Annotated in this window: 27 protein-coding genes; 12 read left to right on the forward strand and 15 right to left on the reverse strand. The window is 66.2% G+C overall.

All coding sequences use genetic code 11. The features are described 5' to 3' along the window. Positions 1-69 precede the first annotated feature (69 nt). Positions 70-828, forward strand: coding sequence for a prepilin peptidase (locus AC0QC4_RS15835; RefSeq protein ID WP_483661086.1), 759 nt, complete (start codon positions 70-72; stop codon positions 826-828). Here the strand turns inward: AC0QC4_RS15835 and AC0QC4_RS15840 are convergent. After that, positions 812-1,954, reverse strand: coding sequence for a CapA family protein (locus AC0QC4_RS15840; protein WP_483661026.1), 1,143 nt, complete (start codon positions 1,952-1,954; stop codon positions 812-814). The genes AC0QC4_RS15835 and AC0QC4_RS15840 overlap by 17 nt on opposite strands. Positions 1,955-2,320: 366 nt before the next feature. Here AC0QC4_RS15840 and AC0QC4_RS15845 point away from each other — a divergent pair, with 366 nt between their 5' ends. Continuing rightward, positions 2,321-2,926, forward strand: coding sequence for a cell wall hydrolase (locus tag AC0QC4_RS15845; protein ID WP_483661028.1), 606 nt, complete (start codon positions 2,321-2,323; stop codon positions 2,924-2,926). A 60-nt stretch (positions 2,927-2,986) separates the two neighbouring features. Here AC0QC4_RS15845 and AC0QC4_RS15850 read toward each other — a convergent pair whose 3' ends face one another. From AC0QC4_RS15850 to AC0QC4_RS15865, 4 genes are read right to left on the reverse strand one after another with little or no spacing between them, the layout of a single operon-like run. Then, positions 2,987-3,751 carry a hypothetical protein gene (locus AC0QC4_RS15850; RefSeq protein ID WP_483661029.1) on the reverse strand — a complete coding sequence of 255 codons (765 nt, stop codon included), beginning with the start codon at positions 3,749-3,751 and terminating at the stop codon, positions 2,987-2,989. 10 nt (positions 3,752-3,761) lie between these two features. Further along, complete coding sequence (locus AC0QC4_RS15855) at positions 3,762-5,171, reverse strand: MBOAT family O-acyltransferase (RefSeq protein ID WP_483661031.1); 1,410 nt, start codon at positions 5,169-5,171, stop codon at positions 3,762-3,764. A gap of 12 nt (positions 5,172-5,183) precedes the next feature. Next, positions 5,184-6,395 (reverse strand): GDSL-type esterase/lipase family protein, encoded by a 1,212-nt coding sequence (locus tag AC0QC4_RS15860; protein ID WP_483661033.1) that lies wholly within the window; start codon positions 6,393-6,395, stop codon positions 5,184-5,186. Further along, complete coding sequence (locus AC0QC4_RS15865; RefSeq protein WP_483661035.1) at positions 6,392-7,315, reverse strand: DUF459 domain-containing protein; 924 nt, start codon at positions 7,313-7,315, stop codon at positions 6,392-6,394. Before AC0QC4_RS15865 ends, AC0QC4_RS15860 begins: the two co-directional genes overlap by 4 nt. 416 nt (positions 7,316-7,731) lie before the next feature. Here AC0QC4_RS15865 and AC0QC4_RS15870 point away from each other — a divergent pair, with 416 nt between their 5' ends. Next, entirely contained in the window at positions 7,732-8,010 is a 279-nt protein-coding gene (locus AC0QC4_RS15870) for a hypothetical protein (protein ID WP_483661037.1), read from the forward strand. 425 nt (positions 8,011-8,435) lie between these two features. On the opposite strand, the gene AC0QC4_RS15875 is transcribed toward AC0QC4_RS15870, so the two are convergent. Further along, a complete protein-coding gene (locus AC0QC4_RS15875; RefSeq protein WP_483661038.1) occupies positions 8,436-9,659 on the reverse strand; it encodes a serine hydrolase domain-containing protein in 1,224 nt (407 codons plus the stop codon). 297 nt (positions 9,660-9,956) lie between these two features. Here AC0QC4_RS15875 and AC0QC4_RS15880 point away from each other — a divergent pair, with 297 nt between their 5' ends. The 3 genes from AC0QC4_RS15880 (at position 9,957) to AC0QC4_RS15890 (ending at position 11,782) form a co-directional block, all read left to right on the forward strand. Beyond that, positions 9,957-10,142 carry a DUF465 domain-containing protein gene (locus tag AC0QC4_RS15880; RefSeq protein WP_483661040.1) on the forward strand — a complete coding sequence of 62 codons (186 nt, stop codon included), beginning with the start codon at positions 9,957-9,959 and terminating at the stop codon, positions 10,140-10,142. Between the two features lie 95 nt (positions 10,143-10,237). Continuing rightward, positions 10,238-11,266, forward strand: a complete 1,029-nt coding sequence (locus tag AC0QC4_RS15885; protein WP_483661042.1) for a TerC family protein — start codon at positions 10,238-10,240, stop codon at positions 11,264-11,266. Positions 11,267-11,290: 24 nt separating this feature from the next. Beyond that, positions 11,291-11,782 (forward strand): SgcJ/EcaC family oxidoreductase, encoded by a 492-nt coding sequence (locus AC0QC4_RS15890; protein WP_483661043.1) that lies wholly within the window; start codon positions 11,291-11,293, stop codon positions 11,780-11,782. 58 nt (positions 11,783-11,840) lie between these two features. Here AC0QC4_RS15890 and AC0QC4_RS15895 read toward each other — a convergent pair whose 3' ends face one another. The 5 genes from AC0QC4_RS15895 to AC0QC4_RS15915 form a co-directional block, all read right to left on the reverse strand. Beyond that, the gene (locus AC0QC4_RS15895; RefSeq protein WP_483661045.1) at positions 11,841-12,152 is read right to left on the reverse strand and encodes a P-II family nitrogen regulator; all 312 of its coding nucleotides are present in this window, start codon (positions 12,150-12,152) and stop codon (positions 11,841-11,843) included. Further along, positions 12,149-13,099: a sodium-dependent bicarbonate transport family permease gene (locus tag AC0QC4_RS15900; protein WP_483661046.1), complete on the reverse strand. Its 951-nt coding sequence runs from the start codon at positions 13,097-13,099 to the stop codon at positions 12,149-12,151. The genes AC0QC4_RS15895 and AC0QC4_RS15900 overlap by 4 nt, the downstream gene beginning before the upstream one ends. Positions 13,100-13,102: 3 nt before the next feature. Continuing rightward, a complete protein-coding gene (locus AC0QC4_RS15905; protein WP_483661048.1) occupies positions 13,103-13,501 on the reverse strand; it encodes a VOC family protein in 399 nt (132 codons plus the stop codon). 110 nt (positions 13,502-13,611) lie between these two features. Continuing rightward, positions 13,612-14,139: a DUF3617 family protein gene (locus AC0QC4_RS15910; RefSeq protein WP_483661050.1), complete on the reverse strand. Its 528-nt coding sequence runs from the start codon at positions 14,137-14,139 to the stop codon at positions 13,612-13,614. 74 nt (positions 14,140-14,213) lie between these two features. Next, on the reverse strand, positions 14,214-14,807 hold the full coding sequence (locus AC0QC4_RS15915; RefSeq protein ID WP_483661052.1) for a DUF3617 domain-containing protein: 594 nt from the start codon (positions 14,805-14,807) through the stop codon (positions 14,214-14,216). Positions 14,808-14,933: 126 nt separating this feature from the next. On the opposite strand from AC0QC4_RS15915, the gene uvrB reads away from it, so the two are divergent. From uvrB to AC0QC4_RS15935, 4 genes are all read left to right on the forward strand, one after another. Beyond that, positions 14,934-17,123, forward strand: a complete 2,190-nt coding sequence (gene uvrB, locus AC0QC4_RS15920) for an excinuclease ABC subunit UvrB (RefSeq protein ID WP_483661054.1) — start codon at positions 14,934-14,936, stop codon at positions 17,121-17,123. A 68-nt stretch (positions 17,124-17,191) separates the two neighbouring features. Further along, on the forward strand, positions 17,192-17,629 hold the full coding sequence (locus tag AC0QC4_RS15925; protein ID WP_483661056.1) for a hypothetical protein: 438 nt from the start codon (positions 17,192-17,194) through the stop codon (positions 17,627-17,629). Continuing rightward, positions 17,626-17,913, forward strand: a complete 288-nt coding sequence (locus tag AC0QC4_RS15930) for a type II toxin-antitoxin system RelE/ParE family toxin (protein WP_483661058.1) — start codon at positions 17,626-17,628, stop codon at positions 17,911-17,913. Before AC0QC4_RS15925 ends, AC0QC4_RS15930 begins: the two co-directional genes overlap by 4 nt. After that, complete coding sequence (locus tag AC0QC4_RS15935) at positions 17,888-18,205, forward strand: HigA family addiction module antitoxin (protein WP_483661061.1); 318 nt, start codon at positions 17,888-17,890, stop codon at positions 18,203-18,205. The genes AC0QC4_RS15930 and AC0QC4_RS15935 overlap by 26 nt, the downstream gene beginning before the upstream one ends. 44 nt (positions 18,206-18,249) lie before the next feature. On the opposite strand, the gene AC0QC4_RS15940 is transcribed toward AC0QC4_RS15935, so the two are convergent. Together AC0QC4_RS15940 and AC0QC4_RS15945 are read right to left on the reverse strand one after the other, a co-directional pair. Next, the gene (locus AC0QC4_RS15940) at positions 18,250-18,732 is read right to left on the reverse strand and encodes an SAM-dependent methyltransferase (protein ID WP_483661064.1); all 483 of its coding nucleotides are present in this window, start codon (positions 18,730-18,732) and stop codon (positions 18,250-18,252) included. Beyond that, positions 18,729-19,631, reverse strand: coding sequence for a hypothetical protein (locus tag AC0QC4_RS15945; protein ID WP_483661065.1), 903 nt, complete (start codon positions 19,629-19,631; stop codon positions 18,729-18,731). Before AC0QC4_RS15945 ends, AC0QC4_RS15940 begins: the two co-directional genes overlap by 4 nt. A 142-nt stretch (positions 19,632-19,773) precedes the next feature. Between AC0QC4_RS15945 and AC0QC4_RS15950 the strand changes: the two genes are divergently transcribed. Beyond that, complete coding sequence (locus AC0QC4_RS15950; RefSeq protein WP_483661069.1) at positions 19,774-20,019, forward strand: type II toxin-antitoxin system Phd/YefM family antitoxin; 246 nt, start codon at positions 19,774-19,776, stop codon at positions 20,017-20,019. Continuing rightward, the gene (locus AC0QC4_RS15955) at positions 20,016-20,468 is read left to right on the forward strand and encodes a PIN domain-containing protein (RefSeq protein ID WP_483661073.1); all 453 of its coding nucleotides are present in this window, start codon (positions 20,016-20,018) and stop codon (positions 20,466-20,468) included. Before AC0QC4_RS15950 ends, AC0QC4_RS15955 begins: the two co-directional genes overlap by 4 nt. Before the next feature lie 197 nt (positions 20,469-20,665). Here AC0QC4_RS15955 and AC0QC4_RS15960 read toward each other — a convergent pair whose 3' ends face one another. Together AC0QC4_RS15960 and AC0QC4_RS15965 are read right to left on the reverse strand one after the other, a co-directional pair. Further along, a complete protein-coding gene (locus AC0QC4_RS15960; protein ID WP_483661075.1) occupies positions 20,666-21,373 on the reverse strand; it encodes a hypothetical protein in 708 nt (235 codons plus the stop codon). Beyond that, positions 21,370-22,884 carry a fumarate hydratase gene (locus AC0QC4_RS15965; protein WP_483661077.1) on the reverse strand — a complete coding sequence of 505 codons (1,515 nt, stop codon included), beginning with the start codon at positions 22,882-22,884 and terminating at the stop codon, positions 21,370-21,372. The genes AC0QC4_RS15960 and AC0QC4_RS15965 overlap by 4 nt, the downstream gene beginning before the upstream one ends. Between the last annotated feature and the right edge of the window lie 356 nt (positions 22,885-23,240).

Genomic DNA, 23,240 nt, shown 5'->3' on the forward strand with positions numbered 1-23,240 from the left:
GAAGGGCGCTTCGCATCGCTGCCAGACGCCCTTCGACAAGCTCAGGGCTACGGATCGGAAGGCAACTGGCTGTGGATCGCGGTGGGCACGCTTGCCGGCCTGATCCTCGGCAGCTTCCTCGCCACGCTGATCCTGCGCTGGCCGCAAGGGCGGAGCATCGCCAGCGGACGCTCGGCCTGCGATACCTGCCACACCCCGCTCGGGCCGCTGGAGCTGGTGCCGGTGCTGAGCTGGCTGATGCTGCGCGGCAAATGCCTCCACTGCGGCGCGCGCATCGGCCTGCTGCACCCGGCGGTGGAGGTCGGCTGCGCGGTCATCGGCGGCGTGGCGCTGGCGCTGGCGATGACACCGGCACCGGCCGGCTTCGCGCTCGCGCTGCTCGGCTGGCAGTTGCTGACGCTGGGCCTGCTCGATGCGCGCCACTACTGGCTGCCGCATATCCTCAGCCTGATCCTCGGCGCTACCGGCCTCGCGCTCGGCGGTATCGCGATGGCCGCACTGGGGCTCGATGTCCCGCTCACCGATCGGCTGATCGGCGGCCTCGCGGGCGGCGGCGGGCTGTGGCTGGTCGGCGCGGCCTATCGCCTCCTTCGCCGGCGCGACGGGCTGGGCGGCGGCGATGCGCCGATGCTCGCAGGCATCGGCCTGTGGACCGGCTGGATGGCGCTGCCCTTCATTCTGCTGCTCGCCAGCCTCGCCGGGCTCGCCGTCGCTGCGGTGCGGCTGGCCGGGCGGCGTGACACCGCCGGGCCGCTGCGCCTGCCGCTCGGCACCCTGCTCGCGCTGGCCGTGCCGCCGGCCCTGTGGATGCTCAGCGCGGCCAGTTGACCGTGCCATCCTCCGCCACGGTGGTGCCGGTATCGGCCATGTCGCGTGCGGTCAGCATCGCGATCTGCCGTGCCGCGCCACCCGCCGGGTCGAGATAGGGTCCGCCCGGCCGGTCCTGCCGCGCCGAGACGATGCGCGCCGAAACCAGCGATCCGTCGCGCGCCACCTGCAGATCGGCAATCGGCGACAGGCCCGCCGCATCGCTGAGGTTGAAACGGCCATAGGTCCAGAAATTGCCGAGGCTGTAGGCGATGAACCGCCCCTGATAGACCTCCACCGCACGCGGGATGTGCGGCCCGTGGCAGAACACCACATCCGCACCGGCATCCACCGCGGTGCGGGCGAAGGCATAGGGATTGCCCCGGTTTTCGCCCAGGAACATCTCGGTATCGCGGGTGATGCGGTCGGCAGCGCGCCCTTCCGCACCGATGTGGCAGGAGACGATCACCATGTCCGCCTGCCCCTGCGCCTCGCGCACCAGCTCGGCAACGCGCGGCAGATTCTGCACCGACATCAGCCCCGGATTATGGCCGAAGGCGACCAGCGCCACACGCGTGCCATCCGCCAGCGTCTGGATGCCGAATCGCCGTCCGTCCTGATCGCTGGCCGAAAGCACGAAGCCGGCGGCGGTCAGCGCCTCGATGGTGCGCGTCCGCCCCGGCTCGCCGAAATCGCGGGCATGGTTGTTGGCGTTGGACAGCATGGTGAAGCCGGCGCTGCGCAGATAGGCGGCGTGCCACGGCGGGCTGCGGAAGACAAAGCAGACCGCCGGGTTGGCGCATTGCTTGGCCCCTTCGCTGCTTTCGTGGATTGTCCCTTCGAAATTGGCGAACACCACGTCGCCTTGCGCGAACAGCGCCTTCATGTCCGCGCCGATCACCGCCGCCGGGTCGCCGTCCGGGGTGACGCGCGGGTCCATGATCGGCGTCGGCCAGTCGCTGCCCATCATCGTGTCGCCGACGCCGATGATGCGATAGGTGGCGGGTGCCGGCTGGCTCGGCGCGACGCTGCTTTCCGTCTGGGCATTGCTCGCCTCCGCCGCCACCCGTTCGGTGCAGCCGACCGAGACGATGGCGGCAAGCATCGCGAACAGCGGTCCGGAGGAAAGAAGGGTCGAGGATCGCACTGGCATTCTCCCGTCGACGCGCCGAATCGGCCAGATGCGCATGGCTGGAGGGCGGGTCGTCCCCCGCGGCTATAGCGGCCAACCATCCTCGCCCGCAATCGTCGTCGAACGGACGGGAACCGGCGGCTTTTCGTCGCTCGGGCGGATAATATGCCGCATTTTCGATGCGGAATTTACTACCGATCCAGTTGCATTTCATCGTGCCAGTCGAACCGTTGGTCCCATCCTGCTTGCATCGCACGGGCCAGGCTGTACCGGCAGCGTCACGACTGTGCCGATGGAGATACGTGCACGTTTCGCGCCGCATTTGGCGCATTCGGGAGAGCCCCAAGAGAGCGGCCCCCGACGCAGGACACTGGAGTTTTCATGTCTGTTTCACCCGTGGCAATTGCCAGGATGGTCGCCGTAGCCGGCGCCGTCGGCCTGGTTGTCATGCAGCCGCGCCCGGACGCGGCCTTTGCCGCGCTGACCGGCACCGATGCCCCGGCTGCCGAAGCGGTCACCGCCGCGGCCCCGGTCGCAGCGGTTTCCGCACCCGTCATCGCCGAAGCCGTTGAGGCTGAAACCCCGGAAGCGCCGGAAGACGCAGCAACGCCGGAAATGCGCTATGGCATGGACGAGGAAACCATCTGCCTCGCCAAGATCGTGCACCATGAGTCGGCCAACCAGCCGCGCGAGGGTCAGCTCGCTGTCGCGCAGGTGGTGATGAACCGCCTCGCCTCGCCGCGCTTCCCGCGCTCGATCTGCGCGATTGCGATGCAGCCCGGCCAGTTCTTCAACGTCCACGCCTATAATCCGCGGCAGGACAGCCGCTGGGACCGCGCGGTCGAAGTCGCGCTTGATGCGCGCAACGGCGTCAGCCCGCCGGTGGTGGGCGAGGCGCTGTTCTTCCACGCCGCACACGCCAGCCCGAGCTTCCACCGTTCGCGCACGCGCGTCACGCAGATCGGGCACCACGTCTTCTACCGCTGAGACTGCCGCCAACATATCCCGTCGTCATTGCGAGCGTAGCGAAGCAATGACAGGCTCCAATCAGCGGTCGTCCTGCTGGCCCTTCAGCCGCTTCCACCCGGCGCGCCCGGCGTCGACCGGTGCGGCAAAGCCGATGCGCTGCATCGTCGCGTGCCACTGGGTGGCGGCATCGATCACCGGTCCGGTCCAGCCGTTGACCGGCAATTGCCGCGCCCAATTGTCGATGGCGTGCGAATTGAACAGCAGCAGCAGGGGAGAGGCGATGGCAAGGATGCCGCTCGCCCAGCGCAGCCCGCTGCCCTCGTCATGCGCCGCGCCCGGCAGGTCGACCGGCGATTCCCCGAACGCCAGGCCGTCGGCATGCGCCGCGTGGCGCGCAGCGTCGGCGGCGGGTGGCGCAGGCGTCGGCGCGACGGGCGGCTCGACGGGCGGCGTCTCGGCAGCAACATCTTCGACCTGTGGCTCGGCCGCTACCGGATCAGGTGGCGCGACCGCCGGGGTTGCGGGCTTGGCCCGCGCCCGGCGTGGCCTGGTGCCATCCGCCGGCGCAGCCGCCACTGTTGCCGACTTGGGTGCGGCTGCCCGCTTGGGCACCGCCGCCTTGGCTTTGGGGGCGGCCGCCTTGCGCCGCCGGGTGGCGGGTGCGGCGGCCGCCTGCGCCGGTGACGTCGCTTCGGAAGCGGCGCCGGCGGTGTCGCCATCGACCGGCTTGCGCGTACGTGCCCGCTTGGGGGCGGCCGCGGCCTTGGCGGGTGTGGTGCGCCGACGCGGCGCACGCTTGGGCGGTGCGGGCTTGGGTGGTTCGGCCGGCGTGTCGTCGCTCATCCTCGCCCCTTTAGAACTGATAGTAGATGAAGGGTGCGACGCCGTCCGGCCGCACGATCTCGAGCAGCAGCAGCGCCACCACGCCCAGCCCCGCCACCTTCCATGCGCTCAGATCGCGCACCGCCACCGCCACCCGCTGCACCCCGTCACGCGGGAAGGCATGCAGTGACAGGCCGATGGCGATCAGCACCAACGCCAGCGGCGTCGCGGTCAGCGCGGTGCCGGTGAACGAGAAGATACCGCCGAGATAGGCGATCGAATCGTCGAAGCTGGCGCTGCGGAAGAATATCCACGCGGCGGTGACGATGTGGAAGGTGATCAGTACCCCCGCCCATGCGGGCAGGGTCGGCGTGCCCTTGGGGCGATACTCGCGCCACAGCCGCTCGGCCGCCAGCACGACGCCATGGATCGCGCCCCAGATCACGAAATTCCAGCTCGCCCCGTGCCACAGCCCGCCGAGCAGCATCGTCGTCATCAGCGCGAAGCACAGCCGCACGATGCCGTGGCGCGAGCCGCCGAGCGAAATGTAGAGATAGTCGCGCAGCCAGCTCGACAGGCTGATGTGCCAGCGCCGCCAGAAATCCTGCAACGATGCGGCGCGATAGGGCTGGTTGAAGTTCCACGGAAAGCGATAGCCCAGCAGTGCGGCAAGCCCCACCGCCATGTCGCTGTAGGCGGAAAAATCGCAATAGATCTGCACGCCATAGGCATAGGCGCCGATCAGCAGATCGAGGCTGGAATGGGCGGCGGGATCGAGGAAGATCGGATCGACATAGGTGATCGCCAGTTCGGAGGCGATCAGCGTCTTCTTGACCAGACCCCACAGGATCAGCGCGATGCCGCCTGCCACCATCGAACGGGTCAGCGACGGTATCTTCTGGAACTGCGGCACCAGATGGCTGGCGCGCACGATCGGCCCCGCCACCAGATGCGGAAAGAAGCTCATCAGCAACGTCAGGTCGAGCAGCGATGCCCGGTCGGTCTCGCGCCGGTAGATGTCGATGAGATAGCTCATCCCCTGAAAGGTGAAGAAGGACACGCCGACCGGCAGGATGATCTCGAGGATCGTCATGTCGCGACCCCAGCCGAGCGAATTCAGCAGCGTCGCCAGCTGCTCGGCAAAGAAGCCGAAATATTTGAAGAAGGCGAGGATGGCGAGGTTGGCGATCACGCCGACCCACAGCCAGCCCTTGCGCGCGCGATCATCGCCCTCGCTGCGCAGGATGAGCTGCGCTGCGCCCCAGTTGAGGAAACCGGACGCGATCAGCAGCGCGACGAAGCGCCAGTCCCACCAGCCGTAGAAGAACCAGCTGGCGACGAGGATGATGAGCTTGCGCCACTCATTGTCACGCCGCACCGCCCACACGCCTGCGAAGACGCACAGGAAGAAGAGGTGAAACGTGAAGGTCGGAAACAGCATCGCGCAGCGGCGTCAGCGACGCGCGGTGCGGGCTGCCGTCGTCAGGTCGTCGGCAAGACGTCCTCCGATTTGCGCGCCCCCTGCGCGGGTGAAATGGACACGGTCTCCGCGCGCCAGGCCGTTCTGCTGCCATGTGCCGATGGTGCACGCCCCGCCCATCGCCGCATTCCAGTCCCAGAAGCCCAGCCCGAGCTGGAACGCCAGCCGCCGCTGCTGTTCGCGTACGTCGGCCAGCAGACCGGGCGTCGCCCAGCCGCCATCGCACGGCACCGGCGGCGACAGGCCGTTGCTGGCCACCGCCATCGAGCGGGTCGCGGCATCGGGCGCGCCGATCAGCAGGATCGGTACATTCCACCCGGCCAGCCGGCGGATGCGCTCCACCTGGTTGCGCGCGTTCCGCTCATGGAACTGCATGTCGAACGACGGCGAAAAACCTTCGTTGGTGCCAAAGGCGATCACCACCAGATCGGGCCGATAGGCGCGCAGTTCCGCCTCGATCACCGCATCGCTGCTGCGCAACTGATGCTGCCACTGCGAGCCTGACACGCCGAGGTTGGAAATGGAGATGCCGCCCGCCTTGCGGAAGGTGCCGAGCGACGTGATGCTTACCGGCTGGTCGGTCAGCGTCGTCACGCTCGCCGATCCGACCAGCGACGGGCTCTCAAGCGTTTCGCAGCGCGCGCCGGTCCGGTCCGACGCGAAGGTGACGGTGGCGGTGGAATAGCCGAGGTCGATGCGCACCGCGCCCTGATCCGGCTCGGTCAGTCCGCAGACGATGACCATGTCGAAATTCTGGCTCTCGCTGTCCGCGGTCACGCCGACGCTGGCGCCGGACATCCGCGCCGTCTGGGTGAAGCCGGCCAGACCCACCGCCGGGCCGCTGGCGTTCCACACCCGCCCGAAGATGCCGTTGACCGTCCAGCCGCTGCTCTGGGCGTTGGTCACGCCCCAGCTCAGAAACCCGTTATAGGGTCGACCCGCAGGCAGCACGCCACGGCCGCCATAGCGGTAGCGGCCCTGCCACGCTTCCCGCCAGCCCTGGGTGATGGCATCGCCGGCGGTGTGGCTGTCGCCGATCTGCAGCACCCGCACCGGCTCCCGGTCGGCGCGCTCCAGCTTGTCGAAAAAGCTCGCCATCGCCTGCGCATTGCACAGCCGGTCACCGCACTCGGCGCGGACCATCGTCCCCTGCATGGAGAGCGCGGCGGCGAGCAGCAGGCTCATCGCGCTGCCCCGCCTGGGGCTGCGGCGCTTGACGCGGCTGGGGCGGCAGCGGCTGCAGCAGGCGCGGGCACCGGCTCCGGTGCAAGCGCCAGGATATCGTCGAGCAGATCGTCGATCAGCACGCCATAGCCCTGCATGGTCATGTGCACCCCGTCACCGGCGCGGAACCGCACCGGCTCGCTGCTGCCCGCCCGGGTGATGTGCGAGGTGTATTTGCCATCGGCATCGACACTCAGTGGCACGGTGTCGATGAACGGGACATTGAGGCTGCACATCAGATGCGCGTTGAACGCGTTCATCTGTTCGATTTCCGCCTGGAAATTGGGCTCGCGCATCACCGGCAGGCCGACCCAGACGATGGTCGCGCCGCGATCCCGCAGCAGTTCCACAACCGCGTCGATCTTTTCGCTGGTCCGGCCCTTCCAAGGATCCGACATGTAGGAGACCGCCCGGCCATTTTCCCACAGGCCCTGCGTGTCGTTCGCCCCGAACGAGATGATGGCGATATCGACCGGCTGGCTGTCGAGCTTGGCCCGGATATCGTCATAGATGTTGAGGCTGCGGTAGCGGGTGAAGCCGGTCGAATTCTTGGCAAAGCGGTGGTCGGCAAAGCGCGCGTTGCCGCGCAACCGCTGATGCACCGCCGCCCACAGCCCGTCGCCGAAACTGTCGCCGAACACGCCGACATCGATGGTATCGCCACGGCGGATGGCGGCGGCCAGTTCAGGGGTGATCGCCAGTCGCTTGGGACAATTGCGCGGCACGTCCGCAATCGGCGGCAGCGGTGTGGAGGCCGCCGCGACATTCTGCGTCGCACCGAACACCGGCCCGCCATTGGCAAAGGCCTGGCTGATCGCCGCGCCGACCGCGATACCGATGAACAGGACGGCCGTACGGTCGGCCAGTTTGGCGAGCTTCATGGGGCGAGGTCCAGGTCGTAAACTCATAAAATGCACGTTCGAGGTTCGAGGCCATTTTGTTCAGGGCGAGGAGGCAAGGCGAAGGAATATGTCGATATTTCAAGACTTGCCGACGCGGCCCTGGACAAAATGGGTCGAACCCCTGCGGGGCGGTGAAATGGCTTCGATCTCGGGCCCACGCGGCCTTGCAGGTGGAACCACCACCCGCGGCGGCCGCCTGAACCCGATATCTTCGCCATTTCACCGCCTCGAACGCGCATTTTATGGGTTTACGACCTAGTCTCGATGGGTGGGAAATCGTTTCAGTCGCATTGCCACAGCCACACCGGCTGTCAATCCGGCGTTCGGGGCCGCCGCGCCCGCGCGTGCGCGATGGTGGATGGACCGCACGCACGCTTCGCGGCATAGCGTCAGGCATGACGTTCGCGTTGATCGCCATCCTCCTCGCCGGCTCCGGCAATTTCGCCATGCATCGCTGGATGCTGGAAAGCGGGCACCCGCTCGTCGAGGCCGCGACCGGCCCGATGCGGCGGACGCTCGGGCGCCATTCCACCTATGTGCTGGAATTCGCGCTGTTGCTTGGTGCGCTGTGGCTTGCCGACAGCAGCTGGTTCATCGCCATGTGCCTGTATGGCGTCTATACGATGATGAACGCCGCCACGGTCGGCTGGCTGATGGGCCACAATATGGAGTGACGGTCGCTGGCATGGCCGCCCGACTAGGTCGTAAACTCATAAAATGCGCGTTCGAGGCGGTGAAATGGCGAAGATATCGGGTTCAGGCGGTCGCCGCCAATAGTGGTTCTACTGGCAAGACCGCGTGGAGCCGAGATCGAAGCCATTTCACCGCCCCGCAGGGGTTCGACCCATTTTGTTCATGGCAGCGTTGGCAAGGCTGGAAATAGAACCACTATTCCTGCGCCTTGCCGCCTCGCCCTGAACAAAATGGCCTCGAACCTCGAACGCGCATTTTATGAGTTTACGACCTAGAGGTTGTCCTGTTTTGTTTGAACCGTAGTGCTGAGCTTGTCGAAGCACGCCTCGCCGATAAACGCCCTTCGACAAGCTCGCAGGCTACGGTTCCGATTCAACCCGACCAGGACAGGCTCTAAGGCCCGGGGTCAGCGCGGGCCCGGGCCCATGCCCGCTGCGTCGATCAACGCCTCCTCCGCTGCCGTGAAATCCGACCGGCTGCCGCGCGGCGCGTTGAACTCCGGGCTTTCGGTGACGAACCAGACCACCCCGGTGCCGCGCTCGCGATCCACGAACAGGCCCGAGCGCAGCGAATAGGCATCGCCCGAATGGCCGATGCGCGGACGACCGTCGCCGAACGGATCGTCCCGGCATCCGGCGCGCCGGGTGGCGAGCTGGTGCATCGCCAGGCCATAGCGGCAGAAGAAACTGCCCTCGCCGCCCTCGCCGACCGACGCGGTCGGCAAGGCATCGACCGATTGCACCTGCATCAGGCGGCGGAAGCTGCGCTGGCTCAGGAAGCGCTCGCCATCGCGCAGCAGCATCTCGCCGATGGTGGCAAGCCCGCGGGCCGATATGCGCAGTCCGCCCTGCGGGCTGAACGCGGCGCCATGGCGGGCGAGCCGGTAGGTCGAAAGATCGCAACTGCCATCGCGCGCCGGCACCACCGGACAGGCCGGGCGCTGTCCGCCAAGATCGTCGCGCGCGACATCGCCGTTGGGGCGATAGAGGGTGACGGCATTGGCCACCGCGGTATCGCTGCACATCGTCCAGTTGTAGCAGGCGTCGATCCTCAGCGGCTCGAACACCAGCCGCCGCATCAGCCGGTCGAACCGCTCGCCGGTCGCGCCTTCCATCGCCGCGGCGATCACCGGGAAGTTGATGTTGGCATAGGCAAAGCCGCCGCCGGGCCGCCGGGACCGGTCCCATGCCGCCGGATCGGCGAGCGCGCTTTCCAGATCGGCGTCGAGCGGCAGCACATAGTCGATACCGTCGGCCAGGCCCGAGCGGTGCGACAGCAGCATCGCCAGCGTGATCGGCCGGCCGGGATAGGCGGGATGCCGCAGCCGCCAGCCCAGATAGCGCGAGACATCGGCATCGAGATCGATCCGGCGCTGGTCGACGAGGCGCATCACCCCCAGTGCCACCACCAGCTTGGAAATCGAGGCGACCCGAACCGGATCGTCGGCCGTCAGCGGCCGCCGCGTGGCGCGGTTGGCGACGCCCCGCACCACCCGCGTCTGCTGGGCGCCGGTGCGATCGAAGGTCATCAGCACTGCGGCAGGCTGCAACGGCGATGCGGTGACGACGATGTCGGATGGATCGACCGGCGCGGTTTGCGCAGCGGCGGACAGGAGCAGGGCGGCAAACATGCCCCGATGGTAGGGGGTGGGCACGGCAAAGCAATTGCCGCACCGGCCAACCCAAAAAAATTTCATGCTACCCCTTGAAGGGGGTTTTCGCGCTTCCTATTCTGGTTGTGCGAGCCGGGCCCCTCTGGCGCGTATGGCACCATCCCCCCCTCCAAAGCCATGCGCGTGATGTCGGATCGTATCGGGTGACACCGGTACTTGCGGGCCGCGCGCCACTGGCGAACTCCGCAGTCTAGAGGTCTCAGCAGCCGGCAGGTCCGGTGCACCCGATGAACTTTGTTCTAGAGGAGTGCATCGGTGAACCCCCGTCTGTACCGCATGATCGAAACGCATGCCCGCGTCGATGAGGCTCTGCGCCACGAACAATCGCGCCGTGCCGCCGACTGGCAGCGTGTCGTCGAACTCAAGAAATTGAAGCTGCGCATCAAGGATCTGATCCACCGGCTTACCGCCGGCCGGGTCGGAGCCCTGCAGCGCGGCTGACGCCCCCCCCCGCTCTCCCCCAACCCATCCGACACCGCCCGGTACAGGTCCGCTGAAGGCCTGGCCGGGCGGACCATATTCCAGGGAATGACAAAGTGGATTTTCTGTTCATCGACTGGCTGGGAACGCCGATCTGGTTCTGGCTCAGCTTTCTCGGTCTCGTCGTCGCGCTGACGGCCTTCGATCTCGGCATCCTGCACAAGGAAGACCGGGAAATGGGCATCGGTGAATCGCTCAAGCTTTCCGCCTTCTACATCTCGATCGCGCTGCTGTTCGGGGTGTTCGTCTATTTCGAGAAGACCGCCTCTTATGGCGCCGTCGCCGGCCTCGACCTGACGATGAAATATTACACCGGCTTCTTCATCGAGAAGGCGCTGTCGATCGACAATATCTTCGTCATCGGCCTGATCTTCACCACTTTCTCGATCCCGCCGAAATACCAGTATCGCGCGCTGCTGTGGGGCATCATCGGTGTCATCGTGCTGCGCGGCATCATGATCGCGCTGGGTGCGGCGCTGGTCGAGCAGTTCTACTGGATCCTCTACTTCTTCGCGCTGTTCCTGATCGCGACCGGCGTGAAGATGCTGTTCGCCAGCGAAAAGCCGATGGATGTCGCGAACAACCCGGCGGTCAAGTTCATCAGCCGCATCATGCGCGTCACGCCCGACCTGCATGACCAGCGCTTCTTCGTGAAGGTGCCGGACAGCAAGACCGGCAAGCTGGTGCTGGCGGCGACCCCGCTGTTCCTGGCGCTGGTCGTCATCAACGTCGTCGACCTGGTGTTCGCGGTCGATTCGGTGCCGGCGATCTTTGCGATCACCACCGACACCTTCATCGTCTACACCTCCAACATCATGGCGATCCTGGGTCTGCGCGCGCTCTATTTCGCGCTCGCGGCGATGGTCCACCGCTTCCACTATCTCAAATATGCGCTGGCGCTGGTGCTGGTGTTCATCGGCTCGAAGATCTTCGTCTCCGACTTCCTGCTGGATGGCGACAAGTTCCCGCCGGTGCTCAGCCTTGCCGTCACCTTCGGCCTGATCCTGGGCGGTATCGGCTGGTCGCTGTGGAAGACACGCGGCCAGTCCGGCCAGGACATCGGCATCCCCACCAAACCCGCTTAATTCTCAACAAAAGGGACCACCCACATGACCAAGTTGAACATCAAGCTGCTCACCGTTGCCGCCGCGATCGGCGTCGCCACCAGCGCCAGCGCGGCGGAGGCGCGGGACGCCCAGCGCGAGCGCTGCGTCGCGGTGACCGAGGATCAGGTCAACGGCCTGTTCGCCGCCTTCAACGCCGGCTTCCAGACCCGCAACCCCGACGCGATGCTGCCGCTGTTCAGCGAAAACGCGACGCTGCTGCCGACCGTGTCGGGCACGATGCGCACCGATGCCGCCGGCATCCGCGCCTATTTCGTCGACTTCCTGCCCAACGCGCCGTTCGGCACCGTCACCGAATCGGAAACCGTGCTGGGCTGCAACATGGCGACCCGCGTCGGCAACTGGACGGTGCGTCTGACCAACCCGACCACCGGCGTCACCAGCGATGTCGCTGCCCGGTTCACCTTCATCTACACCTATGAGGATGGCGCGTGGAAGATCGCCCATCTGCACAGCTCGGTACGTCCGGCTGGCTAACTGCTTCGGGTCGCACCGGAAGGAAGGGGGTCGCAGCGATGCGGCCCCCTTTTGCGTTTCAGAAGCGTGCGCCGCGCACCACGTCGACATCGCTGAGCAGCAGCACCAGGCCGTGGCTGTCGAGCAGCGGCGCGATCGCGTCGGTAAAGGCATCGGCCTTTTCCGCGGAGGTGACGCTGAGGAACAGGCGCTTGGCCTGCGCCCCGCTGAGCTGATCGTCGCTCCAGTGACCGCCGCGCCCCTCGCCCTCGAGCGTCGGCAGCATCGTCCAGCCGGCGATGTCCGCAGCACGCGCCGCCTCCACCACGCGGCGGGCGAGCGGGGCATCGACCAGCACCTCGATGCGGCGGCGGCGGATCGTCTCGGTCATGGTACCAGCCTCTGCGCAAGCGCGGCATAGATGGAAATGCCGGCGAGGATGTTGAAGGGAAAGGTCACCGCCAGCGACATGCCGAGATACAGGCCCGGATCCGCCTGCGGCAGCGCCATGCGGATCACCGCCGGTGCAGCGATGTAGGAAGCGCTGCCGGCAAGGATGCCGAGCGCCGCGGCTGTCCCGACATCAAGGCCGAGCGCTGCGCCGAGCAGCACGCCAAGAGTGCCATTGGCCAGCGGCAGGACGATCGCCAGCGCTGCGACCGGCAGCGTCAGCGCCCGCGCCTCGCGGAACCGCCGCGCTGCGATCAGCCCCATGTCGAGCAGGAACAGGCACAGCACGCCGCGGAACAGCGTGTCGAAGAAGGGCGTCACCTGCGCCAGCGCATCCTTGGGCGCGATCAGGCCGATGCAGAAACTGCCGACCAGCAGCACCACCGATCCGTTGAGCAATGTCTCATGCCACAGATTGCCGGCATTGCCGGACGTGGAGGCACCGCTGCGGCGCGCGAGAAACAGGCCGGTCAGGATGCCGGGGGTTTCCATCAGCGCCAGCACCGCGACCATATAGCCGGCCGGGGGCATGCCCGACTGGGTCAGCACTTCCACCCCGGTGACGAAGGTGACGACGCTGACCGATCCGTAATGGGCGGCGGCAGCGGCGGCATCGGTCGGCGATAGCCTGCCGATCCGGCGCAGCAGCCAGAAGGCCGGGACCGGCAGCAGGAAGCTCAACGCCACCCCCGCTGCGGCCGCACTGGCCATGTCGGCGGTGAAGCCGGCGGCGGCAACTTCCTTGCCGCCTTTCAGGCCGATCGCCGCCATCAGATAGAGCGACATGCCCTTGGCGATCGCCTCCGGCACCGCGAGGTCGGACCGGGCCAGCGCAGCCAGCGCCCCCAACAGAAAGAAGAGGATCACCGGCGACAGCAGCGTGTCCATGGCTCAGCCTTGCGGCGAGAGGCAGTAGGCGGCGAACTTGTGCCCGTCCGGATCGCGGAAATAGGCGGCGTAAAAGCCCATCGCCGGGCTGCCGCGATAACCGGGCGCGCCTTCGTCGCTGCCGCCAAGCGCGAGCGCGCTGGCGTGCAGCGCATCGACCTTGTCCCTGGCGTCGAGCACCAGTGCGACCATGTTGCCATTGCCGCAATGGGCGGCGCTCTTGTCATAGGGCCGGGTCACCGCGATGCCGGGCTTGTCGAAGCCCATGCCCCACAGGGTGAAGCCGCCGTCTTCCTCGCCCATCTGCATCATCCGCTTGGCGCCGAGCGGCGCCAGCAGCGCATCGAAAAAGCCGCGGGCGCGCTCCAGATCATCGCTGCCCAAAGTGACGTAGCCGATCATGCCGATTTGCTCCCCTGTCCGGCCGGCGCAGACCATGTCGCCGACGCTATTGCTCGGCTAGTAGACCGTAACCGCGAGGGTGCAAGAGGCTTGAATCGGGGCCGGAACGGTCAGGCGCAGTCGCCGGTGCGCGTCCAGGTCTGGGCGATGCGCAGCGACAGCGATTCGGTCGCGCCAGTCGGCTTGACCTCGCTCTGGCGCACCGAAAAATTGGCCTGTCCCGACTGGTCGCCCATCGTGCCGTCGACGGTCATCGCCACCGTCTTGCCGCCCCGTTCGCAGGTCAGGGTGGCATGGCGTCTGGCGGCATCGCCGCTGCTGTCGACGATCGCGCAGTCCCCGAACCAGTTTTCGGCGCTGTCGATGACATCGGCATCGCGCTTGATCGCGGGTTCGAAGCAGGCCCTGACCCGGCTCGACTCGATCGTCTCCAACATGTCCTCCCCGCCATTGGCGACGAAGCCCTCACGGCTGAAGTTCATGTTGTTGAGCCCGATCGACGTCACCCGCGTTTCGACCGTCCAGCTGCCGAGCAGCGCGGGATTGCCCGGATCGTCGACCTTCGGCCCGCAGCCTGCCAGCACCACGGCCACCGGCATCAGCAGAAATGCCGTGACGGGCTTGAGTCCTATCTGCACAGCTATTCTCCCCCTCGAAAGACACGGGGAGGCTAATCGGCAATTTTTACTGCAAGGTTAATTACCGGTCCGGCCTATTCGGCAGCGCTTTTGTTTGCCGCTTCTGCCGCCGCACGCGATTCAGCCGTGCAATCGCCGGTGCGGCGACTGGCAACCCGCATTTCCATCTGTGCCCGGCCCTGCGGCAGGCTGCTGTCGGTAATGTCGGTGGTCAGCGTCAGATCGGTGCGGGTGCTGGCCATGGTGCCGGACATGCGCATCACCGCGCGGCCGCTGCCCTGCGGGGTGCAGGACAGCACGCCCGATACGTTGGTGCCGTCGACCTCGAAGCTGTCGAACCGGCAATCGCCGCTGCCATTGGCCAGTTCGCGGAACATGTCTTGGCCGCCGCGCCGCGCCTGCTCGTCGGTCAGGCAATAGCTGTTCTGCACCTGTGCCGCCCCGGCCATCATCTCGCGGATCATGCGCTGCTGATCGGCGGGCATGCCCGGCACGTCGAAGCGCACGATCTCGAAGTTGGCCGCATATTGGCCGGGGTTGAGCTGGGTTGCGCTGGCAAGCTCGCTGCGCACATCGTCCTCGCTCACGCCCTTGCTGCCGGCATCCCCGCCCGAGCAGGCGGCAAGCGCGAAGGCGCCGATGGCGACGGCTGAAATGGCAAAACGCATCGTCGAACCTCCCTGATGACCGGGCCTCTGCATCGGCGCTTGCGGGCGCGCAATCAAGCACAAAGGACTGGCCGCGCAAACAGATGGGTCATTGCCTGCCCCCGTTTTGTTCCCCATATTGTCGGCATGGCCATCCAGATCCGCACCACGCTCGACGAACCCGAAACCGGCGAGACCTTCATTCCGCATCGCCCGGCCCGGCCGGACAAGGTGGAAGGCGGCAGGAAGTTCGTGCTCGCGTCCGATTACGCGCCGGCGGGCGATCAGCCGACCGCCATTGCCGAACTGGTCGCCGCAGCGCAGGCGGGCGAGCGGGACCAGGTGCTGCTCGGCGTCACCGGATCGGGCAAGACCTTCACCATGGCCAAGGTGATCGAGACGATGCAGCGCCCGGCGCTGATCCTCGCGCCCAACAAGATCCTCGCCGCCCAGCTCTATGGCGAGTTCAAGAGCTTCTTCCCCGACAATGCGGTCGAATATTTCGTCAGCTATTACGACTATTACCAGCCCGAGGCCTATGTGCCGCGCAGCGACACCTACATCGAGAAAGAGTCGAGCGTGAACGAGGCGATCGACCGGATGCGGCACAGCGCCACCCGCTCGCTGCTCGAACGCGATGACGTGATCATCGTCGCCTCGGTCTCCTGCCTCTATGGCATCGGCTCGGTCGAAACCTATTCGGCGATGATCTTCGATCTCAAGAAGGGCCAGACCGCCGACCGGCAGGAGATTGTCCGCAAGCTGGTGGCGCTGCAGTACAAGCGCAACGATGCCGCCTTTGCGCGCGGCAATTTCCGCGTGCGCGGCGACAGCCTCGAAATCTTCCCCTCGCACTATGAGGACAGCGCCTGGCGCATCGCCTTCTTCGGCGACGAGGTGGAGGAGATCACCGAGTTCGACCCGCTGACCGGCAAGAAGTCCGCCAGTCTTAACAGCGTGCGCGTCTATGCCAATTCGCACTATGTGACGCCGGGGCCGACGCTGAAACAGGCCGGCGAGGCGATCCGCCACGAACTGGCCGAGCGGCTGAAGGAGCTGCAGGCCGAGGGCAAGCTGCTGGAGGCGCAGCGGCTGGAACAGCGCACCAATTTCGATCTGGAGATGATCGCGGCGACCGGCTCCTGCGCGGGAATCGAAAATTACAGCCGCTTCCTCACCGGCCGCCTGCCCGGTGAGCCGCCGCCGACCCTGTTCGAATATCTGCCGGAGAACGCGCTGCTGTTCGTCGACGAAAGCCACCAGACGGTGCCGCAGATCGGCGCGATGGCCAAGGGCGACCACCGCCGCAAGATCACGCTCGCCGAATATGGCTTCCGCCTGCCGAGCTGCATCGACAACCGTCCGTTGCGCTTCAACGAGTGGGACGCGATGCGCCCGCAAACCACCTTCGTCTCCGCCACCCCCGGCAACTGGGAGATGGAGGCGACGCAGGGCGTGTTCGCCGAACAGGTCATCCGCCCGACCGGCCTCATCGACCCGCCGGTGATCATTCGCCCGATCGAAGAGCAGGTCGACGATCTGATCGCCGAGGCCAAGGCGACGGCGGCCGCGGGCTATCGCACGCTGGTGACCACGCTGACCAAGCGCATGGCCGAGGATCTGACCGAATATCTGCACGAGGCCGGCCTCAAGGTCCGCTACATGCACTCGGACGTCGAAACGCTGGAGCGCATCGAGCTGATCCGCGACCTCAGGATGGGCGTCTATGACGTGCTCGTCGGCATCAACCTGCTGCGCGAAGGGCTCGACATTCCAGAATGCGGGCTGGTGGCGATCCTCGATGCTGACAAGGAAGGCTTCCTGCGCTCGGAAACCTCGCTGATCCAGACCATCGGCCGCGCCGCGCGCAACGTCGATGGCCGCGTCATCCTCTATGCCGACCGCATCACCGGCAGCATGGAACGCGCCATCGCCGAGACCGACCGGAGGCGGGCCAAGCAGGTCGCCTATAACGAGGCGCACGGCATCACGCCCACCACCATCAAGCGCCAGATCAGCGACGTGATGGCGCATGTCAGCCAGAAGGACGGCGTGCAGGTCGATCTCGACCTGGAGGGCGGCCGCACCAACATGGTCGGCCACAATCTGCGCGCCTACATCCAGGAACTGGAGGCCAGGATGCGCAAGGCGGCAGGCGACCTCGAATTCGAGGAAGCCGGGCGCCTGCGCGACGAAATCCGCCGCCTCGAAGCCGACGAACTCGGCATCGGCACCGCCCCCAGCGCCGCCCCGCGGGTGGGCCGCAGCAACGAAGGCAAACCGGGCACGCGCAAGGGGCGGTTCGGCAAGGCGAGCAAGACGAAGTGGGGGCGGTGAGGCCAAAGATGCCGATTGACATCGATAGTTACTAAGATAGTTTAGTTGCGTCTTTGGAGGGCGCGGCAATGCAAATTGAGATAGATTTTGAGGTTTTTAAGGCGCTTACAGCACTGCGCGAGAGCGAGGCAGATTCGTACAATTCGGTGGTTAGACGCCTCTTGGAACTTCCTGACCAAGGCACGGACGCGGTCGAGCCTGCTCTCGGCATCGGTGCTGCCTATGCCCATCGACCCATCGGTGCTGTCGCTTCGGCGATTTTTGGAGCATGGTTTGAGAACGTAAACTTCCCTCCCGGCACGAAATTTCGAGCAACCTACAAGGGGCGAACATACTTTGCTGAGATACGGGACCGCCAATGGGTTGGCGAGGATGGGGTCGTTCGTAGCAGCCCGTCAGCAGCAGCCAGTGCAATCACCGGTACAAATGTAAACGGCTGGAGATTCTGGTACGTGCAGCTGCCTAACGAAGCACGATGGCGGCGGATGGATGAGTTGAAGAAGTGATTCGCTCCTTCGCCAAAACCCCCGTCAAGACCGAGCGTGTCTGGAGCGGCCAGCGCAGCCCGCGATTGCCGGACGATGTGCAGCGGCGGGCGTTGGACAAGCTCAGGCTGCTCAATCGAGCAAGAAGCCTCGACGATTTGCGCAACCCACCAAGCAACCGTTTGCATGAGTTGAAGCGCGAGCGCGCCGGACAACATGCCATTTCCATTAACAGCCAATGGCGTATATGCTTCCGCTGGGAAGACGGAAACGCCTACGATGTCGAGATCACAGATTACCACTGATCCGGAATGGATTCACAATAGCCATGCGGGTGAAATCCTGCGTTCGGAATTCATGGATCCGCTGGGCCTGAGCGAAGCCGCATTAGCCGATGCGTTAGCCGTGGATGCGGGCCGCATCCACGCGGTAGTCGCGGGCGAAGCGCGGCTGGATGGCGAACTCGATCTGCGGCTCGCCCGCTATTTCCGCATGTCCGAAGGCTTTTTCCTGGGCCTTCAGATCGATTATGAGCTGCTCGAAGCCAAGCGCGCGCTGAATGGCGAGCTCGACCGCATTCTGCCACGCGCCGCATAGACCGCACGCTATGGGGGTAGCTGCGTGATGGCGCAGCGCTCGCCCTACCCCGCCTGCACCGGCCCGTCCCAATAACCCGCCATAATCTCCGCCGCCCAAGCTGGCTCGCGCACCTGCCCACGCGGCAGGAAGCCGGCCATCACCGGCTTGATGTCGATCACCGGCGTGCCGGCGATCGCGTCCAGCCCCTCGACCTCGAGCCTCAGGCCATCGACCGCGACGATCCGCACCACCGTCACCCCCAGCCGGTTGGGGCGGTTCTTGCCGCGCTGTGCAAAGATGCCGATCCTGGGCCAGTCGGTCCGCCCGCGCGGGTGCCGGCTGCCGCGTTCGATCTGGTCCTCGCCCACGCGGTCGAACAGGAAGATGATCTCGGCATGGCTGAACCCGTCGAGTCCCGCCAGCGCCTCCGGCCCGAACGCGGCGCCATCGATCAGCACCGCTGCCCGTTCCGCGCCCCAGCCATCATCGTCCGCCGCGGCGCGCCCGCCCACGACATGCCCGATCGGCTCGATCGAATAGCTCATGCCAGCCCGCTCCTGATGAAATCCTCGCCCGCCGCAAACGGCGCGCTCTCGTCCACCCAGCTCCACGCCAGATCGGAGCGTGCGCCCAGCTTGAGCTCGGCATTGAGCGCCGCCACCGCGCCATCGGCGAGCACGCTCAGCCACACCCCCTGATCGGCCACCCACAGCGCCGCCAGCCGCTTGCCGCTGCCGCCATCCCGCAGCCGCACCGCCAGCGCATGGTGGATGTGGGTGGAGAGATATTTGCCATGCCCGACATAGCCCAGCGTGACCGCCGCGCCTTCCACGGTCATGGCGATATCGACCTGGCGGACGCGCGGATGGCCCGCCACCGCGCTATAGCCCACCGTGACATCGCGTACGTCGAGCGCACCGCCCGCCAGCCGCACGATATCGGCGATCTGCGCTTCCTCGTCCTGCTCGGCCTTGCTGTCATGCATGACGAGATTGCCCAGCCAGCGGCGCGCATCCGCAGCGGGGTGATAATAGTCCACCTCGCCGATGGCATCGAGGATGACATCCGGCTTCACCGGCGCGTCGCGCTCTGCCACCCCGGCGAACAGCAGCGCCGCATCCGGCACCTCGGGCACGAACAGGCCCTGCGCCGCCATCACCCGCAGCTGCCGCCGCAGCTCGCGCTGCCGGTGCGCGGAAAGTTCGGGCAGCGGACCCAGATGGTGCAGGCTAGACCCCGCGCGCGCCCGGCCCTGCCCCTGAACCCACCCGAAGAGATCGCGGACAAGCGCGGGAATGCCGGCAAGGCTCCACGCCCCGAAAGCCGCAAACCCGCCCAGCACGACCGAGAAAAACAGCTTCGCGCCCGCCCCCGTGCCGTCCGAAAACGGCATGAACAGGAACACCGCCAACGCGGTCAGCAGTCCGATGGCAGCCAGGATCATTGCTGTCCGGGATCGAAACATGGTTATTGCCTCCGATGACGGCATCGCGCCCGAAAGCCGGTGGGGCTTGGCCTGCAGTGCCATCTTGCTGACGCCACCAGTCTAGAATATGTTGCAACAGTTGCAACACTGGAGCCGCGCCATGGGTGTCATGTCGATCCGCGAATTCAACGCGAACACCTCCGCCGCCTTCGCCAAGGTGGAGGCGGGCGAGACGATAGAAGTCACCAAGAACGGCAAGGTAATCGCTGAAATCAGGCCGAAGCGCGCGAGCCGCCTCGACGATCCGAAGGTTCGCGCTGCCTGGGAACAACTGCGCGAGGGCATGAAAACCGGCATTCCCGGTCTGGGCGGACGTGCCAGCTATGAGGAACGGACCGGGCGTTGATCGCGCTCGATACCAACATCCTCATTTATGCCGAGGATGGTGACGATACCGATGGTCGGCACGACGACGCGATGGCCCTGATGGACAGACTGGCCGTCGTCGGAGCCATCGTCTCGCTGCAGGTCCTGGGCGAATTCCTCAATGTCTGCCGCAAAAGGAAGATGCTTGCGTTAGACCAGGCCGCCGCAAAGGCATCGCTCTACGCGGCCACCTTTGGCGAATACCCGACCAGCCTCGACGATCTGCTTGTCGGAGCGGACCTGGCTGCCCGGTACCAACTGCAATTCTTCGATGCCACCCTGATCGCTGTAGCGCGCCGCGCCGGAGCAACGGCGCTGCTGAGCGAGGACATGCAGGACGGCCAACAGATCGACGGCCTGACCATCGTCAACCCGTTCAACGCCGCAAACGAAACCTTGCTCGCCGATTTGCTTGGCTCCGCTCCTTGAACCATTGCGCCTCCTCGCCCTCAGGGGGAGGGCGGCGGAGCCATTCGGGGTCGTTCGGGGTATCGGGCATTGGGACGCTCCATCGATGGAGCGCGGAAATATTCGCACAGCCGAACGGCGATCAATTTCTTGAATATACGGCGCGGATCGCCTGTTTCCTCCCCCGCATGCCCGCAGCCGACAGGCTGCGGTTCACATCATCCGGCCACGTCGCCGCGCAGCACCGCGTCGACATCGCCGCCATTGGCCGCAAGCGCCGCTTCCACCCGGCGGCGCGCCTCGAAATAGAAGATCGCCGGATGGTCGCGCCCGGCCGCCCGCAATGCCGCCACCTTTGCCGCATCGAGCGTGCTCTCGCCCGCAACATGATCGGCATAGCCTTCGCTGATCCAGCTTGGCAGGGCGATACCGGCCAGCGGCCCCAGATGGCGGCGCACCATGATGTGGGTGCGCTCATGCGCGATCACGCCCGAGAGGCTGCGGCCGCCGAACGGCGTCGCGATCCGGTCCCGCGCCACATCGCTGCGGTTGAGCACCACCGCGCCGCTGACCAGATCGGACAGCGGCCGCGTGAAGCCCAGCGACGCGCCGCTGGTCAGCGCCACCAGCCGCCAGCGCCAGCCGCCATCGGTCAGAAAGACGCGCGTGCCGACCGGCTCGCGATACAGCGGGGACGTCGCCAGCCGCGCATCGGCGCGCGCCAGCACCTGCGCCACTGCCGCACGATCGATCGGCGTCTCGGCATAGACCCGCGTCGACCCGACGGTGGCGACGTGCGGAAAGGCGAGCAGTTGCGGCGCGGCGACCACGCTGCCGAGCAGCAGGCCGATCAGGCCGAACGTCCAGTTGGCGATGCGCAGCAGGCGCCGATGCCGCGTCCGCCCGGCCGGCGGCGCCGCGCTCATACCAGCAACCCCTCCTCGGCGATCTTCTTCTGCCAGACCAGCGGGGCGAGGCTGTGGACATTGGCCCCGCTCGAATCCACCGCCACCGTCACCGGAAAATCGCTGACCTCGAACTCGTAGATCGCCTCCATCCCCAGATCGGCAAAGCCGACCACCTTGCTGCCCTTGATGGCACGGGCGACCAGATAGGCCGCCCCACCCACCGCCATCAGATAGGCCGACTGGTGCTTGGCGATCGCCTGTGTCGCCGCCGGCCCGCGCTCGGCCTTGCCGACGCAGGCGAGCAGACCCTGCTCGAGCATCATGTCCATGAACTTGTCCATGCGCGTTGCCGTGGTGGGGCCGGCAGGTCCGACGATCTCCTCGCCCACCGGATCGACCGGCCCGACATAATAGATCACCCGATTGCGGAAGCTGACCGGCAGCTCTTCGCCCTTGGCCAGCATGTCGGCGATGCGCTTGTGCGCCGCGTCGCGCCCGGTCAGCATCTTGCCGTTGAGCAGCAGCCGGTCGCCCTGCTTCCAGCCGCGTACCATCTCAGGCGTCAGCGCATCGAGATCGACGCGAATCGCCGCCTTGTCCGGCGTCCAGTTCACCTTAGGCCATTCGTCCAGCTTCGGCGCCTCGAGGAAGCTCGGCCCGCTGCCGTCGAGCGTGAAATGCGCATGCCGCGTCGCCGCGCAATTGGGGATCATCGCCACCGGCTTCGACGCTGCGTGGGTCGGCCAGTCGGCGATCTTGACGTCGAGGATCGTCGCCAGCCCGCCCAGCCCCTGCGCGCCGATGCCCAGCGCATTGACCTTGTCGAAGATCTCGATGCGCAGCTCTTCAATGGGGCTCTGCGGCCCGCGCGCCTTCAGCTCGGCCATATCGATGCTGCCCATCAGGCTCTGCTTGGCGAGCAGCATCGCTTTCTCCGCGGTGCCGCCGATGCCGATGCCCAGCATCCCCGGCGGGCACCAGCCCGCGCCCATCTGCGGCACCATCTCCAGCACCCAGTCGACGATGGAATCCGACGGGTTCATCATCTTGAACTTGGACTTGTTCTCGCTGCCGCCGCCCTTGGCCGCGACATCGATATGCACCTTGGCGCCCGGCACCATCTCGACATGCAGGACGGAGGGCGTGTTGTCCCGGGTGTTGACGCGGCTGAATGCAGGATCGGCCAAAATCGAGGCGCGCAGCTTGTTTTCGGGATGCAGATAGGCGCGCCGCACGCCTTCATCGATCACCTGCTGCAGCGACCGGGGCGAGTCCAGCCGGCACTCCTGCCCCCACTGGACGAACACCGTGACAATCCCGGTATCCTGACAGATCGGGCGATGCCCCTCCGCGCACATGCGGCTGTTGGTCAGTATCTGCGCGATGGCATCCTTCGCCGCCGGCCCCTGCTCCTGTTCATATGCTTTCCCCAGCGCGCGGATATAATCCATCGGGTGGAAGTAGGAGATGAACTGCAGCGCATCCGCCACACTCTCGATCAGATCGTCCTCACGGATGGTCACGGTCATGGCTTGGCGGTCCCCTCAGCGGCGTGGATTTGCGCAAGGGGGTAGCGCAGCAGGGGTGAGTCGCCAACTCCCTCCCATCCAAGATGAAGCGTGGCCCCGAAGGCGCCGGCGCAAACAAGACAACGCCCAAACTTGGCCCACGTTCTGCGCCCGAATCGATAGGGCAGAGATAGTTCACGCAGAGGCGCAGAGATCGCAGAGAAGCCATTCGGCGAAGCCGCCTCAATCCCGCAACCTCGCAGTCCAATCCGACAAGGCAAAATCAAGCCGCTTTGCGGCTCAGCGCAAATCCTCTGCGCCCTCTGCGCCCTCTGCGCCTCTGCGCGAACCCTATTCTTTCTCTTCTCCGCGCCTCC

This window comes from Sphingomonas sp. jy18 (assembly GCF_056931895.1).